Origin of the sequence: Nocardioides alcanivorans (assembly GCF_021555175.1) — a bacterium.
Lineage (GTDB): Bacteria > Actinomycetota > Actinomycetes > Propionibacteriales > Nocardioidaceae > Nocardioides > Nocardioides alcanivorans.
This window is the reverse complement of record NZ_JAKGRW010000035.1, coordinates 40319-55666: the sequence shown is the minus strand read 5'-3', so window position 1 is coordinate 55666 and position 15348 is coordinate 40319. Positions and strand designations below refer to the sequence as shown.

Here is a 15348-nt window from a genome sequence, read left to right as displayed (position 1 = left end):
GGCGTCTGGGGCGGCCATGAGCAGGGTCGTGATGGTCACGGGTGTGTCCCGGGACCTGGCACGACAGTTCGCGAAGCAACTCGCGGAGGACCCTGCCGTGGATCGCGTCATCGGGGTCGACATCGTTCCGCCCCGGGGCGACATCGGCGACGTCTCCTTCGTACGTGCGGACATCCGTACGCCGGTGATCGCCAAGGTCATCGTGAAGGAGGACGTCGACACGGTCGTCCACATGAGTGTCATCGCCACCCCCGGAGACGTGGGTGGGCGCGGCACCATGAAGGAGCTCAACGTCATCGGGACGATGCAGCTCCTGGCCGCCTGTCAACGCGCTCCCGGGCTGCAGCACCTGGTCGTCAAGTCGACCTCGACCGTCTACGGCGCGACCAATCGCGATCCGGCGATGTTCACCGAGGACATGGAAGCCAGGCGGCTGCCCAAGACCGGTTACGCCCGTGACGCCTTCGAGGTCGAGGGTTACGTACGTGGGTTTGCCCGCCGTCGCCCTGACGTGCGGGTCACCACGTTGCGTGCGGCGAACGTGATCGGACCCGACGTGCAGAGCCCGACGGCCCAGTACTTCCGGCTCTCCGTCGTCCCGCGAGTCCTCGGCTTCGACCCGCGCCTGCAGTTCCTGCACCGCGATGACCTCCTCGCCGTGCTCGCACACGCCGTGCGCACCGACGTCGCCGGCACCTTCAACGTCGCCGGTGACGGCATCATCACGCTCTCCCAGGCGCTGCGCCGACTCGGCCGCCCCAGTGTTCCGGTGCCCGGGTTCGCGCTCAGCGGCCTGGGATCCACGCTCGGCACGGCCGGCCTGGTCGACTTCTCCCCGGAGCAGCAGCGGTTCCTGACCTTCGGTCGGGGCATCGACACCACGCGCATGCGCGAGGTCCTCGGATTCGCGCCCCGCTTCACCACGTCCGAGGCGTTCGCCGACTTCGCGCGGGCGCTCGGCCCGGGTGCCATCAGTCCCGGCCGCATCACCTCACCCGACACGGTCCTCGCTGGCGTGGCGGGCCTCGTCGAGGGGAGGAGCGACCGTGGGTGACGCCGACATCATCCCGATCGGCACCGGCGGCAGGCCGGGTCGGGGCACGGGCAATCGCCGCCCGAGCGCCGCGGCCCGCGGCCTCGCCGGCAAGAAGAAGACGCCTCCCGCCCCAGAGCCGCCGCGCGATGAGGTGATCGCCGTCGACGGCGCCGGTACGCCGCCCGACGAGCCACGCCGTACCCCTGCGGAGGCGAGTCCCGAGGTCGAGCCCGCCGATGCCGTGGCGCCGGACCGCGGCATCCCGGTCGGCGACTGGCTGCAGGCGATCTCTGCCGCAGCTCGGGAGACCTTCGGGGAACAGTGGGAACCGAAGCTGGCGGAGCTCCTCGCCAGCTTGCGCCGCCGGGTGAGCGGTGACTACGAGGTCGACGAGTTCGGCTTCGACCAGGAGCTCACCCAGAACTTCTTCATGGCGGTGCTGCGCCCCATCGCGCAGAAGTGGTTCCGCATCGAGGTTCGTGGGCTGGAGAACATCCCCACCGATGGCGGCGCGCTCGTGGTGTCCAACCACTCCGGCACGATCCCGGTCGACGGCCTGATGACGATGGTGACCCTCAACGATCACGCCGGACGGGCCCTGCGCCCCTCGGCGCCGACCTGGTCTTCAAGCTGCCGCTCATCGGCGACCTGGCCCGCAAGGGCGGCGCGACCCTGGCCTGCACCGAGGACGCCGAACGGATGTTGCGCAAGGGTGAGCTCGTCGGAGTCTGGCCCGAGGGCTTCAAGGGCATCGGCAAGCCCTACTCCGAGCGTTACAAGTTGCAGCGCTTCGGTCGCGGCGGCTTCGTCAGTGCTGCCATGCGCACCGGCGTGCCGATCATCCCGCTGTCGGTGGTGGGTGCCGAGGAGATCTATCCGTTGGTCGGCAACATTCCCTCGTTGGCGCGACTGCTGGGACTTCCCTACATCCCGATCACGCCGCTCTTCCCGTTGCTCGGGCCGCTCGGTCTGGTGCCCTTGCCGTCGAAGTGGATCCTCGAGTTCGGGGAGCCCATTCGCACCGACGCCTACGAGTCCAGCGCCGCGGACGACCCGATGCTCGTCTTCGACCTCACCGACCAGGTGCGAGAGACGATCCAGCAGTCGCTCTATCGACTGCTCATGGACCGCAAGTCCGTCTTCGGCTGAGCCGGGATCCGGTCGACCGATCAGTCGTCGGAGGAACCACCGCGGAGCAGGCCATCGGGTCCGAGGAGTCCGCCGAGCAGGCCACCGACCAGACCCTCCTCGCCGAGGAGGCCCTCATCGCCCACGAGCAGGTCGGTCAGCCCCTTCGTTGCGTCCTTGAGCTGCGGCTGATCGTTCTTCTTGTCTGACTTCTTGCCCGGCTTCTCGGAGGGCTCGGTCGTCGGCTGGGGCTGCGTCGGATCGGACTGCGTCGAGCCCTGCTGGTCGCTCGCCGGCGGCTCCTCAGCACCCTCATCGGTGTAGGTGCGCTCGCTGGCGGGCGGCGCGGTGTCGGCCTCGGGCACTTCGACGACCGGGATGTCGGTGGCGGTCAGCTGCGCCAGGTTGCGCGGGAGCTCGGTGATGCCGCCGCTGCACCCCGGACAGATCTCGTGGGCCAGGTTGTCGAGTGCGGTCAGCGAGTTGACCGCGTCCTCCAGGGCGCCGAGCGCCTCGGCGGGCAACTTGCTGCTGAGCGCCGACAGCTTCTCGATGCTGTCGCCGGCGAACTCCCGCAACTTCTCGACGCCTTGGCTGCTGCCGGTGCTGGAGTAGTCCTCGAGCAGCAGGTCGGCAGCCTCTTCGGACTGGCTGGTGAAGGTGCCGAGGGTGTCGCGGAACTGCTCCGCAGGGGTCGAGGAGCGCTGGGCCAGCTTCTCCACCTCGGCCAGACGACCCGAGGCGTTGTTGAGCAGCCGGTCACCCTTCGAGGCGTCGTCGAACGTGAGCGAGGTGCTCGCGCCCTCGATGGCACGCTTGATCGGATAGAGCGTGTCTCCCGGGAGCGCCCCTGGGAGGCGAAGGCGACCGATGACGAGACGCCGACCAAGGCGATCGCACCGGCGGCAATGGCGACGCGCCGGTCGCGGCGCCCCTGCTTGCCGGCGGGGAGACTGAGCTTGCGCTCCACTTCGACCTGGCTCAGGACCACCTCGGCCTCGGCCATGAGGCGTTCACGCAGGTCGGCGGCGTACGCCGGTCGCGGCTCGACCTCAGGAGTGGCCCGCAGCGCGCCGACGACCTCGAGCAACCTGGCATCCCGCTCACGACCGGCGGAGTCGGCACCCTCGAGAAGGGCGTTGAACTCCTCGGCGCGACGGCCGTTGGGAGTCAGCGAGATCATGACGCGTTCCTGGGTTGCTCGTGGGAGCGGGCGAACGGCTGTTCACCCGTACGCAGGGACAACGAGCGGGGCGACAGCGGGGTTACGAGGCAGAAATGAGTCATCGGTCACGCATCCCCTCGGGCAGCAGCTTCGCCAGATTGCGCACGCCGCGCAGCTGGAGCTGCTTGATCGCGCCGTCGGAGCGCTGCAGCACCTGAGCGGTCTCGGCGATGCTCATCCCCTGGAGGAAGCGCATGACCAGGCACTCCTGCTGCTCCTTGGGCAGCTTCGTCAGTGCCTCGAGGAGGATGTCATTGGTCAGGGCGGCCAGCACGGCCGTCTCGGGGCCCTCGGTGGCGTCGTCGTGGACGCCCATGTCCTCGGTGGTCTGCTCCAGCCGGGTGCGCCCGGCCTTGAAGTGATCGGTGGTCAGGTTGCGGGCGATGGTCATCAGCCAGGCGCCGAAGTCCTTGCCCTGCCACCGGAAGTTGTTCATCGACCGCAGGGCCCGGAAGAAGGTCTCCGAGGCGAGGTCCTCCGCCAGCGTGTGCGAGCGGGTGCGGTAGTAGAGGAATCGGTAGACCGAGGGGTGGTAGTGGTCGAAGAGCATTCCGAAGGCCTCGGTGTCGCCGCCGCGGGCCAGCTCGACGAGCGCGATCATCCGCTCCCGCTCGCCGGCGTCCTCCTCCGAGGAGGCGGCAAGGTCGGAGTCGTCGTAGCGCTCGGGACCGGGCTCGAGCTTGCGGGCGGCCTCGGCCATCAGCGGGCCGCCGGAGACGGCCACGTCGCCGGCGGCGGCCGGCACGGCCTCCATCATCAGGAGGGCAGCCACAGCTTCTCGGAGCGCGACGATGCCGCGGTCCAGCGCAGTCTGCTCCCTCGACACGACGTCCCTCCCTCAAGCCCCCCTCAGGACTTCCGATGAGGATACGGCGGATGCAGGCTGGTGGGAAGGGTTTGCCGATACCGTCGGTACGCCCGTGCTGGGCCCGGGTCAGGAGCGGAAGCTGCGGCGTACGGTGCTGGCCGCTGCCACGGCTCCGGCGAGCGCGCCGGCGCCCGCTGCCGCAGCGAAGCCGACCCGGGCAGCCTTGCGTCCGGTGCGGTAGTCGCGGATCTGCCAGCCGTTGGCCTGGGCGTGCTCGCGCAGCTTGGAGTCGGGATTGATCGCGACGGCGTCGCCGACCAGGCTCAGCATCGGCAGGTCGTTGGAGGAGTCGCTGTAGGCGGAGCAGCGGGAGAGGTCGAGCCCCTCGCGAGCGGCGAGCGCCTTGATCGCCTCGGCCTTGGCCGGTCCGTGCAGCATCTCGCCGACGAGCTTGCCGGTGTAGATGCCGTCGACCGACTCGGCGACGGTGCCCATGGCCCCGGTCAACCCGAGTCGCTTGGCGATGATGTTGGCGATCTCGACCGGCGCTGCGGTGACCAGCCAGACCCGCTGGCCACGGTCGAGGTGGAGCTGGGCGAGCGCTCGGGTGCCCGGCCAGATGCGGTGGGCCATCGCTTCGTCGAAGATCTCGTCGCTGAGCTCCTCGAGCTCCGCCACGGAGTGACCGGCGATGAAGCTCAGCGCTCCGTCACGGGCCTCCGCGACGTGCTCCGGGTCCTCCACACCGGCGATCCGGAAGTAGGCCTGCTTCCAGGCGGCGCCGGCGATGTCGCGGGTGGTGAAGAACTTCCGCTTGTAGAGCCCCTTCGCCAGGTGGAAGATGCTCGCGCCCTGCATGATCGTGTTGTCGACGTCGAAGAATGCCGCCGTCTCGCGGTCCTCGGGCATCGCCAGAGCTGCCTCGACCTCCGCCTCGGCAGCCGCTGCTTCGCCAGCCATGATCGAGCGCCGGCGCAGGTCGATCCGCCGGGGCCCGGGGCGGTAGTCGTGGTCCACGTCTCCACCCTAGTTGCTTCATCCCGAGTGGGGCCCGTCTTCGGATCCTCTGCGCGAAAACGGCCCGTCTATCTCTTCGTCCGTGGAAGATCGTCCGGCTCGACGAAGGAGGCTTCGACGATGGCGGTGAACGACGTCACCGCAGGCGGTTCGAAGGAGTAGGCCTCGGAGGGGGCGACCAGGACGGTTTCGTCGCCCAGGAAGGCTCCGGTCTCGGGATCGGCGAAGACGATGAGCTGACTGACGTCGTCGTACGACGGGACGGTGAAGGCGACGGCGTCGCGACCGACGCGGTCGGTCGTCGTACCCAAGTAGATGACCGCAGGTTCGTCGGCGAGGGCCGACCACAGCGCAGCTCCCACGTCGGTGGGGACGACGTAGCTGCGGTGGAGGTCGACCATGTCGGCGACGAGGCACCCGGCCTCGTGGCCACGGCACATCTCGGGATCGTCGTCGCCGGCGAGCGCCGCGCGTACGCCGGCAGCTGTGGTCGGCAGCGTGGCCGCGAAGGTGGGGCCGGGCTCCGGGCTCGGGAACGAGTCGTCATGGGTCGCGGGCCGGTCGGCGAGATCCGATCGCTCGTCGGCGATGCGGCCGTCGGACTTCAGCGGCGAGCCGCGTCGCTCGACGATCCGCATCATGGCGTCCGGATGGAAGTAGGAGTCGGTGTGCACCGGCTCGAGGCGTGAGGTGGTGCCGGCCGGGTCTCCGTCATCGATCGAAGTCGTCCACCACGCATCGATGGCGACGTGCTGGACGTCTCCGGTCTGGGCGATGCGTTGGGCGGCGCGGACCGAGGCGAGTCTCTCCAGCGCCGGTGCTGCTGGCTCTCCAGCGCCGGGGAGCTGCCCGTCGGGCACGAGCTCGAACGTCAGCATCGGAGGTGTGTCCGCCCGCGCTGGTGGGGTGGGGCCGGCGAACTGGAGGGCCACCACCACGGCTGTCACCGCAGCGGCCGCCGCGGTCAGGCCCGACAACGAGAGGACGGTCAGACGGCGTTTGCGCCGAGCGCTCCAGGTCGGGGCCGGTGGCGTGGGCGCGCCGCCCCTGGGGGTGGCCAGGATGGCCGCGAGTGCGCCCTCCATGCGCTCCTGCTGTCCGGGCAACGGCGTGAGGTCGCGTGGCTCTGCGCCGTCGCGAAGGAGTGCTTCACGCAGCTCGTCAGCGAGCTTCTCGTTGGCGTCCACGGTCCACCTCCTTCTGCCAGAGCAGTCGCGCCTTCTTCTTCGCCCGCTGCAACCGCATGCTCACCGCAGCCGGTGGGCAGTCGAGGATCAAGGCGATCTCAGCGACCTTGTAGCCGTCGACGACCAGCTCGATGAGGTCGAGGTCCGTCAACGGCAGCGGTGTCACCCACTCCGGCCACCGCGTGGACAGGACTTCGTCGGCCACATCAGGAGTCACCGGCTGGTCGATGACGCGATGGATCGTCTTGCGCCGACTGGCTTCGGCCCGCACCTTGTTCTTCATGTGCCCGTCGAGGATCCGGTAGGCGAAGGCGTAGAGGGAGCGCACCTGGCCGTCATCCTCAGGAGCAGCGAGATCCTTGCTCCACATCGTCAACAGGGTCGTGGAGGCGAGCTCCTCGGCCAGCTCAGGCGTGAACCGGCGCTGCGCATAGCGAGCGAGGAGGGGGTAGGCAGCACGAAAGAACTCTTCGTACTCCTTCTTGTCCACGTCGGTCCCTGTCTGTGGTGAGCGCAGCTCCTCAACAGCGACCATGATGGTGCATCAGCAACTGCCCTTGGCGGTCAATCGTACTTTTGCCGGCGAGTGGTAGGTCGAGCCGATCGTCGCTCGGCTCTCGTTGGCGGCGAAACAGGTCGATGTCGTCCCGCCGTTGTTGAACAGCTTCGCGGTGGTGGAGCGCCGGTTCCGGTAGGAGCGGGTCGACCAGGTCAGGTTCCTGGTGACTGCTGAACCAGAGACTGCGAAGAAGCTCCCCGTGTAGTTCGACTGGGCCCAGCCACAGAAGTAGCCGCTGTCGCACTGGCCGATCGAGAGCGTTCCGGCCTCGACGGCGGCGAAGTAGGAACCGTCGGCGTAGAGGATGCGGTTCCCCTCGACGGTGCCGCCCGGAACCTCCCTCAGCTGCTCGCCCAGCGTTGCCTGCACCTCGGCCACCTGGCTGTCGGTGGCGTCGGACGCCGCGTGGGCGGGGCCAGCCAGCAGGATGGACATGGTGATGAGCGAGGCCAGCCGCCTCAGCTTCTTGAAACGGGTCACACTCCTGATTGTCTGCTCGGAGCCACGTTCTAAAACGTCGGGACCCCTCGGGTTCCTCGCGGGCGGTTGTCTCGGAGCGGTCGTGGGTCGTGGCCAGCTGACCAGTTCCAGCCTGACCCGCCCGGGCATGTGGAAGGATCGCTGCATGACGAACTCCGTCGCCGAACTGCTCTCCGCCGCAGCTGCGGCCCAGGCCGATGACATAGCGCTGGTCGAGGCCGCCAGCGGTCGGAGCCGGACCTGGGCGGAGCTCGAGGCCGAGGTCGACCGCGTCGTTGCCGGGTTCGGCGAGGCTGGACTCGTCGCCGGCTACCGCGTCGTGATCGCGCTGCCGAACCGCATCGAGTTCGTCACCGTCTATCTGGCCACCCTGCGGGCTGGACTCGTCGCCGTGCCGGTCAACCCGCGCTCCACCACCAGTGAGCTCGACCGGATCCTCGTCGACTGCGGTGCGCGTCTCGTCGTCACCGACGACAGCACCGCGGCCGTCGTGCGTGAGGCGGTCGGGAGCAGCGAGGTGCACATCGCCGTCGTCGGCACCCCTCGGCCGGTGAGCTCGCCTACGAGGCCCTCGCCGCCGCCACGGCCCGCCCGCTCCCGACGCGCCGCGACCCCGAGGCCACTGCTGTGCTCCTCTACACCAGCGGTACGTCGGGGCTTCCGCGGGGCGCGATGCTCAGTCACCGGGCACTGCTGGCCAACATCGACCAGGTCGCGTCGGTGGATCCGCCGATGCTCACCTCCACCGACGTCGTGCTCGGGGTGCTGCCGCTCTTCCACGTCTACGGCCTCAACGCCGTCCTCGGCGGCATCCTGCATCGCCGCGCGAAGCTGGTGCTGGCCGAGACCTTCTCGCCCGAGGGCACCCTCGACCTCGTCGACGACGAGGCGATCAGCGTCGTACCGGTCGCCCCTCCGGTGTTTGCCCACTGGCTGCCGATGGATGACCTCGCGCTGCGCCTGGGCCCGGTCCGGCTGGTGCTGTCGGGATCGGCACCACTGGCTGCCGACGTGGTCGATCGCTTCGTGGAGATCACCGGTGTTCCCGTCCACCAGGGTTATGGGCTCACCGAGGCGGCGCCCGTGGTCACCTCCACGCTGTGCAGCTCCGATGCGGAGTCCGGCTCGGTGGGGTCGGCGATACCCGGCATCGAGATGCGGTTGATCGATGAGGACGGCCTCCCGCCCGAGGGGTCCGATCCCGGGGAGATCGAGATCCGGGGCGACAACCTCTTCTCCGGCTACTGGCCCGACGGCGCAGACGGGCCCGACGACGAGGGCTGGTGGCGCACCGGCGACGTCGGCTTCCTCGACGACGACGGCGACCTCTTCCTGATCGACCGCGTCAAGGAGCTCGTCATCGTCTCGGGGTTCAACGTCTATCCGATCGAGGTCGAAGAAGTGCTTCGGCACGTCGACGGTGTCCGGGAGGCGGCCGTCATCGGGGCCCCGCACGACGAGACCGGTGAGACGGTCGTCGCCTACGTCGTGATCGACGGCGACGAGGAGAGGGTGCTCGCGGCGATCGACGACTTCTGCGCCGCCAACCTGGCCCGCTTCAAACAACCGACCGAGGTCCACGTGCTCCCCGCGCTGCCCCACACCGCCACCGGCAAGGTGCAAAGGGGCGCCTGCGCGCCGTACGACGCCGCGGCCCGGCCCTGCTCGAAGCAGAGCGTTCGTGACCGCCCGCGTCACCCTCTACACCCGCAGCGACTGCCACCTTTGCGAGGAGGCCAAGGCCGTGATCGCGGCCGTCTGCGCCGAGCTGGGGAGAGCTTCGAGGAGATCGACGTCGACGACGCAGTCGGGCTGCCGGCGCGCTACGACGACGAAGTGCCGGTCACTCTGGTCGACGGGAAGCAGCACGACTTCTGGCGCGTCGACCCCGACCGGCTCCGGGCCGCGCTGCGCGACTGACTGCACACCGGGTGCTCGCGCACCCGTTGTGCGGCCGAATCACCGGCCCCCGCGGCGGGTGAGACAAGTCACCTGTGCTAGGCAGAACGCTCGCCATTTTGTTCTCACGTTCACAAACTCCTACAGTGAATGCGCCACGGAGGACTCGCCGCGCACTCCGGCGCCGGCGTTGTAGGGCGCCCCTGTGGCATGTCCGGAGACGAGAAGAGCGACGTGAACGCACCCAGATCGGCTGAAGGCGGACCCGACGTGTCCGGCCCCGGTGGGGACGTGACGGCCCGTGTCTCCGGTCGCGAGATCCCCGAGGCCACGGTGGCCCGGCTCCCCGTCTACCTCCGCGCGCTCAACACGATGCTCGAGCACGACACCACCACCTGCTCCAGCGAGGAACTCGCCGTCGCAGCAGGGGTCAACAGCGCCAAGCTCCGCAAGGACCTCTCCTACCTGGGCTCCTACGGCACTCGCGGTGTCGGCTACGACGTCGACTACCTGCGCTACCAGATCGCCCGCGAGATCGGCGTGACCCAGGATTGGGCCGTCATCATCGTCGGCATCGGAAATCTCGGGCACGCCCTGGCCAACTTCTCCGGGTTCCGCACCCGGGGGTTCCGCGTGGTCGCCCTGCTCGACGCCGACCCGGCCCTGCACGGGCGTCTCGTCGCCGGTCTCGGTGTCCAGCCCTTCGCCGACCTCGACGCGGTCGTCGCTGAGCACAGCGTCGCGATCGGCGTCATCGCGACCCCTGCCGTGGCGGCCCAGGACGTCGCCGACCGAATGGTCGAGGCCGGCATCACCAGCATCCTCAACTTCGCACCCAGCGTGCTGACCGTCCCGGAAGGCGTCGACGTCCGCAAGGTCGACCTCTCCATCGAACTGCAGATCCTCGCCTACCACGAGCAGCGCAAGGGTCCTCACCACGGCGGGGACGACGATTCCGCGCCGGCCATGGCAGGGGAGGCGCTATGAGTGTTCTCGTGGTCGGGGTGTCGCACCGGACCGCCAGTGTCGACGTACTCGAGCAGCTGACGCTCGACACCGACGGTGTCGGCAAGCTGATGACCGCTGTTGCCGACACCGAGCACGTCACCGAGGCAACCGTGCTGTCCACCTGCAACCGCCTGGAGATCTACGCCGAGGTGGAGCGCTTCCACGGCACCGTCGAGACCCTGTCGCGGCTGGTCTGCGCCGTCGGGCCCGACGACCCGGTCGACCCGGCGTTGCTCGGCAGCCTCTACGTGCACTACGGCGACGCTGCCGTCGCGCACCTCTTCAACGTCTCCGCCGGCCTCGACTCGATGGTCATCGGTGAGGGGCAGATCCTCGGGCAGGCCCGTGAAGCGCTGCGGATGGGCCAGGAGAACGGCAGCGTCGGCGCGGCCCTCAACCTGCTCTTCCAACAGGCCCTGCGGGTCGGCAAGCGCTCCCACGCCGAAACTGACATCGACCGTGCCGCCCCGTCGTTGATCGGCGCCGCGCTCGACCTGACCGGTGAGGTCGCCGGTCGCCGTGCCCTGGTCATCGGGGCCGGGGCGATGGCCTCGGTCGCCGTTGCCACCCTTGCCCGCCGAGGGGTCGCGTCGTTGACGGTGGTCAACCGCTCCTCGGAGAGCGCCGTGCGCCTCGCTGACGAGTACGCCGCCACCGTGCGTCCGTTGGTTGAGCTCGACCAGGCGTTGCGAGAGTCCGACGTGATCGTCTCCTGCACCGGTGCCAACGGCATCGTGCTCACCGCCGACCAGGTCGAGGCGGCCCGTGCCGGCATCACCGATCCGCTCACCGTGATCGACCTGGCGTTGCCGCGCGACGTCGAGGACGCCGTGGGCGTGCTCCCCGGAGTGCGGCTGGAGAACCTCCGAAAGTTGTCGGAGGAGCTCGCCGACAGCACTGCCGCCAAGGACGTGGCCGGGGCCCGTGAGATCGTCACCGAGGAGATCGAGGCCTTCCTCAGCGCCCGCCGCCAAGCCAGTGTCACCCCGACGGTGGTCGCCCTGCGGAGCATGGCCACCTCCGTCGTGGACGCCGAGATCGAGCGGGTCTTCACCCGGCTCGACGGGCTCAACGACCTGCAACGCGGCGAGGTGGAGCAAGCGATCCGCAGGGTCGCCGACAAGCTGCTGCACCAGCCGACCACCCGCGTGAAGGAGCTCGCCAACGAGACCGGCGCCGTCTCCTACGCGGCGGCACTTGCCGAACTCTTCTCGCTCGACCCCGATGCGGTCGACGCGGTCACCCGTCCGGGAGGGCGCTCATGAGTTCCACGATCCTGCGACTCGGCACCCGAGCCTCGCTGTTGGCCACCACGCAGGCCGGCCACGTCGCCGCCGACATCCGCGCCCGCATGGGAGTGGAGGTCGAGCTGGTCGAGATCAGTACCCACGGTGACGTCAACCGCGATCAGCCGTTGGCGCAGCTCGGTGGCACCGGGGTCTTCGTCTCCGCACTGCGCGACGCCCTGCTCGACGGTCGCGTGGACCTGGCCGTGCACTCCCTCAAGGACCTCCCGACGGAGCCTGCCGAGGGCATCGAGCTGGCCGCCGTACCGCCGCGGGAGGACCCGCGAGACGTGCTCGTGGCGCGTGATGGCCTCACCCTCGGCGAGCTGCCCCCGGGCAGCGTCGTGGCCACCGGTTCGTTGCGTCGTGCCTCCCAGCTGCGTGCGCTCGGGCTCGGTCTCGAGGTCGTCGGGCTGCGCGGCAACATCGATACGCGTCTCGGCAAGGTGACGTCCGGTGAGGTCGACGCTGTCGTCCTGGCCCGGGCCGGCCTGGCACGCACCGGCAAGACCGACCTGGTCACCGAGACCATCGACCCGATCCAGATGCTTCCGGCCCCCGGACAGGGCGCGCTCGCGGTGGAGTGCCGCAGCAGCGACGCGGAGTTGGCCCAGGCGTTGCGGACCCACCTCGATGACGAGACCACCCGGGCGGCGGTGACCGCGGAACGGGCCGTGCTCCGCACCCTGGAAGCCGGGTGCTCGGCTCCTGTCGGTGCGCTGGCAGAGGTCGCCGAGGACACCGACGGAGGCTTCGAGGTCTGGCTGAGAGCCGTGGTGCTCTCGGAGGACGGATCCGTGGACATGCGCAGGTCGGCGACGGGCCCCATCGCCGAAGCTGTGGAGACAGGCACCCGGCTCGGAAACGGGATGCTTCACGAGGGCGCGGCAGAACTGATCGATTCACCATTGAGAAGGCAGCACTGATGACTGGACGCAATTCCAAGACCACCGCGGACGCCAGCACCCGGGCCAAGGGCTCGGTCGCCTTCGTCGGCAGTGGCCCGGGCGACCCGGACCTGCTCACCGTGCGCGCGGCCCACCTGCTGCGCGAAGCCGACGTGGTGGTGACCGAGCTCCCCGAGCACGAGCCCATGGTGCGGACGGTGCTCGGCCTCCCCGAGCCCGTCGTCACCGTCGACGAGGACGGCAACGAGACGACGGTGCCGTCCGGCGGACCGGAGTTCGTCGACGGCGGCTTCGGCGAGGATGGCCAGCCGCTCACGCACGCCTCGCGCGCGAAGGTCGTGGTCAAGCAGGCCAAGCGCGGGCTCCGCGTGGTGCGCCTCATCAACGGCGACCCCTTCGTCTACGCCTCTGGCCCCGAGGAGGCCCAGGCGTGTGCGAAGGCCCAGCTGCCGTTCGAGATCGTGCCGGGTGTCTCGTCCGCGACCGCGGTGCCGGCGTACGCCGGGGTGCCGCTCACGACCAAGAACCACCGGGAGCTGTCGGTGGTGACGTGCGGCGAGAAGGTCGACTGGAAGCACTACGCCGACAACCGCACCTTGGTGCTGCTGTCCGCGGTGGGCTCCATCGGCGAGATCGCCGCCGCGCTCATCGAGGCCGGGCGCAAGCCCGAGACGCCGGTGTCGATGACCCAGACCGGCACCACGACCAACCAGCGCACCATCACCTCGACGCTGGAGCGGATCGGTGCCGACGCCCGCGCAGCCCGGATGTCGCCGCCGGCGATCACCGTCATCGGTGACGTGGTCAACCTGCGCGAGACGCTGTCATGGTTCGAGACCAAGCCGCTCTTCGGCTGGCGGGTCCTGGTGCCACGCACCAAGGAGCAGGCCGCGTCGCTCACCCAGGGGCTGCGCCACTACGGCGCCGTTCCCGAGGAGGTGCCGACCATCTCCGTCGAGCCGCCGCGCAACCCGCAGCAGATGGACAAGGCCGTGCGCGGTCTCGTCGAGGGGCGCTACGAGTGGATCGCCTTCACCTCGATCAACGCGGTCAAGGCGGTGCGCGAGAAGTTCGAGGAGTACGGTCTCGACGCGCGTGCCTTCTCCGGTCTCAAGATCGCGGCCGTCGGCGACAAGACCGCCGCGGCGATCGCCGACTGGGGACTGCGGGCCGACCTGGTGCCGTCCGGTGAACAGTCCGCCGCCGGCCTGCTCGAGGACTGGCCGCCCTACGACGAGGTGCTCGACCCGATCAACCGGGTCTTCCTGCCCCGCGCCGACATCGCCACCGAGAACCTGGTTGCCGGTCTGATCGACCTCGGCTGGGAGTGTGACGACGTCACCGCCTACCGCACCGTGCGGGCCACCCCGCCGCCGGCGCCGACTCGCGACGCGATCAAGACCGGCAAGTTCGACGCTGTGGTCTTCACCTCGTCCTCCACCGTGCGCAACCTGGTCGGCATCGCGGGCAAGCCGCACGCCACCACGGTGATCGCGGCAATCGGTCCGGCCACGGCCAAGACCGCGGAGGAGCACGGCCTGCGGGTCGACGTGATGGCGCCGAACCCGTCGGTTGAAGACCTCGTTGAGGCGCTGGCCGACTTCGGTGCTGCCCGTCGCTCCGCGCTCGTGGAGGCCGGCCAGCCGGTCACCAAGCCCTCTGACCGCAAGCCCTCCGCCCGCCGGAAGGCCACGTCGAGGTAGCACTCATGCGCGGCGAGGTTGCGCTGGTTGCGCGGCTAGGAATCAGTTCTGACCACCCGGGGTCCTGCCAGCAGGCGGGCCCCGGGTGGTGTCATTTCAGAGCGGGACGACAATGGACGTCATGGAACAGCCAGTGATCCGCCCGCGTCGCCTACGCCGTACTCCGGCCCTGCGACGGTTGGTCAACGAGACGACACTGCGGCCCAGCCAACTGGTGTTGCCGGTGTTCGTGCGCGAAGGGCTGACCGAGCCGAAGCCCATCAGCTCGATGCCGGGCGTCGTTCAGCACACCCGCGAGACCCTCAAGCAGGCGGCCACTGAGGCAGCCGAGCTCGGGCTGGGCGGCATCATGCTCTTCGGTGTCCCCGAGGTGCGCGACGAGCGTGGCAGCGGCGCCATCGACCCCGAGGGAATCCTCAACGTCGCCCTCGCCGACGTCGCCGCCGAGGTCGGCGACGCGTTGCCGGTGATGGCCGACCTGTGCCTCGACGAGTTCACCTCGCACGGCCACTGCGGGCTGCTCGACCCCGCCGGCGCGGTCGACAACGACGCCACGTTGGAGGTGTACGCCGAGATGGCCGTCGCGCAGGCCGCAGCCGGGGCCGCCGTGGTTGGGCCGTCGGGGATGATGGACGGCCAGGTCGCGGTGATCCGCAAGGCGCTCGATGCTGCCGGCCACCAGGACGTCGTGATCCTCGCCTACTCGGCGAAGTATGCCTCTGCCTTCTACGGCCCCTTCCGTGAAGCCGTCGACTCCGAGCTGGTCGGGGATCGGCGTACCTACCAGCAGGATGCGGGCAATGCCCTCGAGGGTGTCCGCGAGGTCCTGCTCGACATCGAGGAGGGTGCCGACATCGTGATGGTGAAGCCGGCCCTCGCCTACCTCGACGTGATTCGTCGGGTCCGCGACGTCGTCGACGTACCTGTGGCTGCCTACAACATCTCGGGTGAGTACGCGATGGTCGAGGCAGCAGCCGCCAACGGCTGGCTCGACCGGGAGCAGGCCATCGTGGAGACCCTCACCTCCATCCGACGCGCCGGCGCCGACGTCATCCTCACCTACTGGGCCGCCGAGGCCGTCCACCTCCTTCGCTGATCGGGCGA

Annotated in this window: 13 protein-coding genes and 2 pseudogenes; 9 read left to right on the top strand and 6 right to left on the bottom strand. The window is 69.5% G+C overall.

Annotated elements, in window-relative coordinates; genetic code table 11:
* Positions 1-16: 16 nt before the first annotated feature.
* Together L1066_RS17140 and L1066_RS17135 are read left to right on the top strand one after the other, a co-directional pair.
* Entirely contained in the window at positions 17-1054 is a 1038-nt protein-coding gene (locus L1066_RS17140) for an NAD-dependent epimerase/dehydratase family protein (RefSeq protein ID WP_235737455.1), read from the top strand.
* A pseudogene (locus L1066_RS17135) lies at positions 1047-2185 on the top strand (lysophospholipid acyltransferase family protein). Before L1066_RS17140 ends, L1066_RS17135 begins: the two are co-directional and overlap by 8 nt.
* A gap of 20 nt (positions 2186-2205) precedes the next feature.
* Here L1066_RS17135 and L1066_RS17130 read toward each other — a convergent pair.
* The 6 genes from L1066_RS17130 to L1066_RS17105 form a co-directional block, all read right to left on the bottom strand.
* A complete protein-coding gene (locus L1066_RS17130; RefSeq protein ID WP_312008121.1) occupies positions 2206-3036 on the bottom strand; it encodes a DUF5667 domain-containing protein in 831 nt (276 codons plus the stop codon).
* Positions 3037-3447: 411 nt separating this feature from the next.
* Positions 3448-4215, bottom strand: coding sequence for a sigma-70 family RNA polymerase sigma factor (locus tag L1066_RS17125; RefSeq protein WP_235737454.1), 768 nt, complete (start codon positions 4213-4215; stop codon positions 3448-3450).
* 108 nt (positions 4216-4323) lie between these two features.
* On the bottom strand, positions 4324-5214 hold the full coding sequence (locus tag L1066_RS17120) for an HAD family hydrolase (RefSeq protein WP_235737453.1): 891 nt from the start codon (positions 5212-5214) through the stop codon (positions 4324-4326).
* A 68-nt stretch (positions 5215-5282) separates the two neighbouring features.
* On the bottom strand, positions 5283-6401 hold the full coding sequence (locus L1066_RS17115; protein WP_235737452.1) for a CU044_5270 family protein: 1119 nt from the start codon (positions 6399-6401) through the stop codon (positions 5283-5285).
* Positions 6376-6936 carry a sigma-70 family RNA polymerase sigma factor gene (locus L1066_RS17110; protein ID WP_235737451.1) on the bottom strand — a complete coding sequence of 187 codons (561 nt, stop codon included), beginning with the start codon at positions 6934-6936 and terminating at the stop codon, positions 6376-6378. The genes L1066_RS17115 and L1066_RS17110 overlap by 26 nt, the downstream gene beginning before the upstream one ends.
* 9 nt (positions 6937-6945) lie before the next feature.
* A complete protein-coding gene (locus tag L1066_RS17105; RefSeq protein ID WP_235737450.1) occupies positions 6946-7440 on the bottom strand; it encodes a peptidase inhibitor family I36 protein in 495 nt (164 codons plus the stop codon).
* Between L1066_RS17105 and L1066_RS27930 the strand changes: the two are divergent.
* The 7 genes and pseudogenes from L1066_RS27930 to hemB form a co-directional block, all read left to right on the top strand.
* Positions 7388-7909: pseudogene (locus L1066_RS27930) on the top strand (AMP-binding protein); the annotation flags it as partial. The gene L1066_RS17105 and the pseudogene L1066_RS27930 sit on opposite strands and share 53 nt — an antisense overlap.
* Positions 7910-8067: 158 nt before the next feature.
* A complete protein-coding gene (locus L1066_RS26950; RefSeq protein WP_312008050.1) occupies positions 8068-9360 on the top strand; it encodes an AMP-binding protein in 1293 nt (430 codons plus the stop codon).
* Positions 9361-9630: 270 nt separating this feature from the next.
* The gene (locus L1066_RS17090) at positions 9631-10326 is read left to right on the top strand and encodes a redox-sensing transcriptional repressor Rex (protein WP_235737474.1); all 696 of its coding nucleotides are present in this window, start codon (positions 9631-9633) and stop codon (positions 10324-10326) included.
* Positions 10323-11612, top strand: coding sequence for a glutamyl-tRNA reductase (locus L1066_RS17085; protein ID WP_235737449.1), 1290 nt, complete (start codon positions 10323-10325; stop codon positions 11610-11612). Before L1066_RS17090 ends, L1066_RS17085 begins: the two co-directional genes overlap by 4 nt.
* Complete coding sequence (gene hemC, locus L1066_RS17080) at positions 11609-12559, top strand: hydroxymethylbilane synthase (RefSeq protein ID WP_235737448.1); 951 nt, start codon at positions 11609-11611, stop codon at positions 12557-12559. Before L1066_RS17085 ends, hemC begins: the two co-directional genes overlap by 4 nt.
* Positions 12559-14244, top strand: coding sequence for a bifunctional uroporphyrinogen-III C-methyltransferase/uroporphyrinogen-III synthase (locus L1066_RS17075; RefSeq protein ID WP_235737447.1), 1686 nt, complete (start codon positions 12559-12561; stop codon positions 14242-14244). The genes hemC and L1066_RS17075 overlap by 1 nt, the downstream gene beginning before the upstream one ends.
* A 121-nt stretch (positions 14245-14365) precedes the next feature.
* Positions 14366-15340: a porphobilinogen synthase gene (hemB, locus tag L1066_RS17070; protein ID WP_376707695.1), complete on the top strand. Its 975-nt coding sequence runs from the start codon at positions 14366-14368 to the stop codon at positions 15338-15340.
* Positions 15341-15348: the final 8 nt, after the last annotated feature.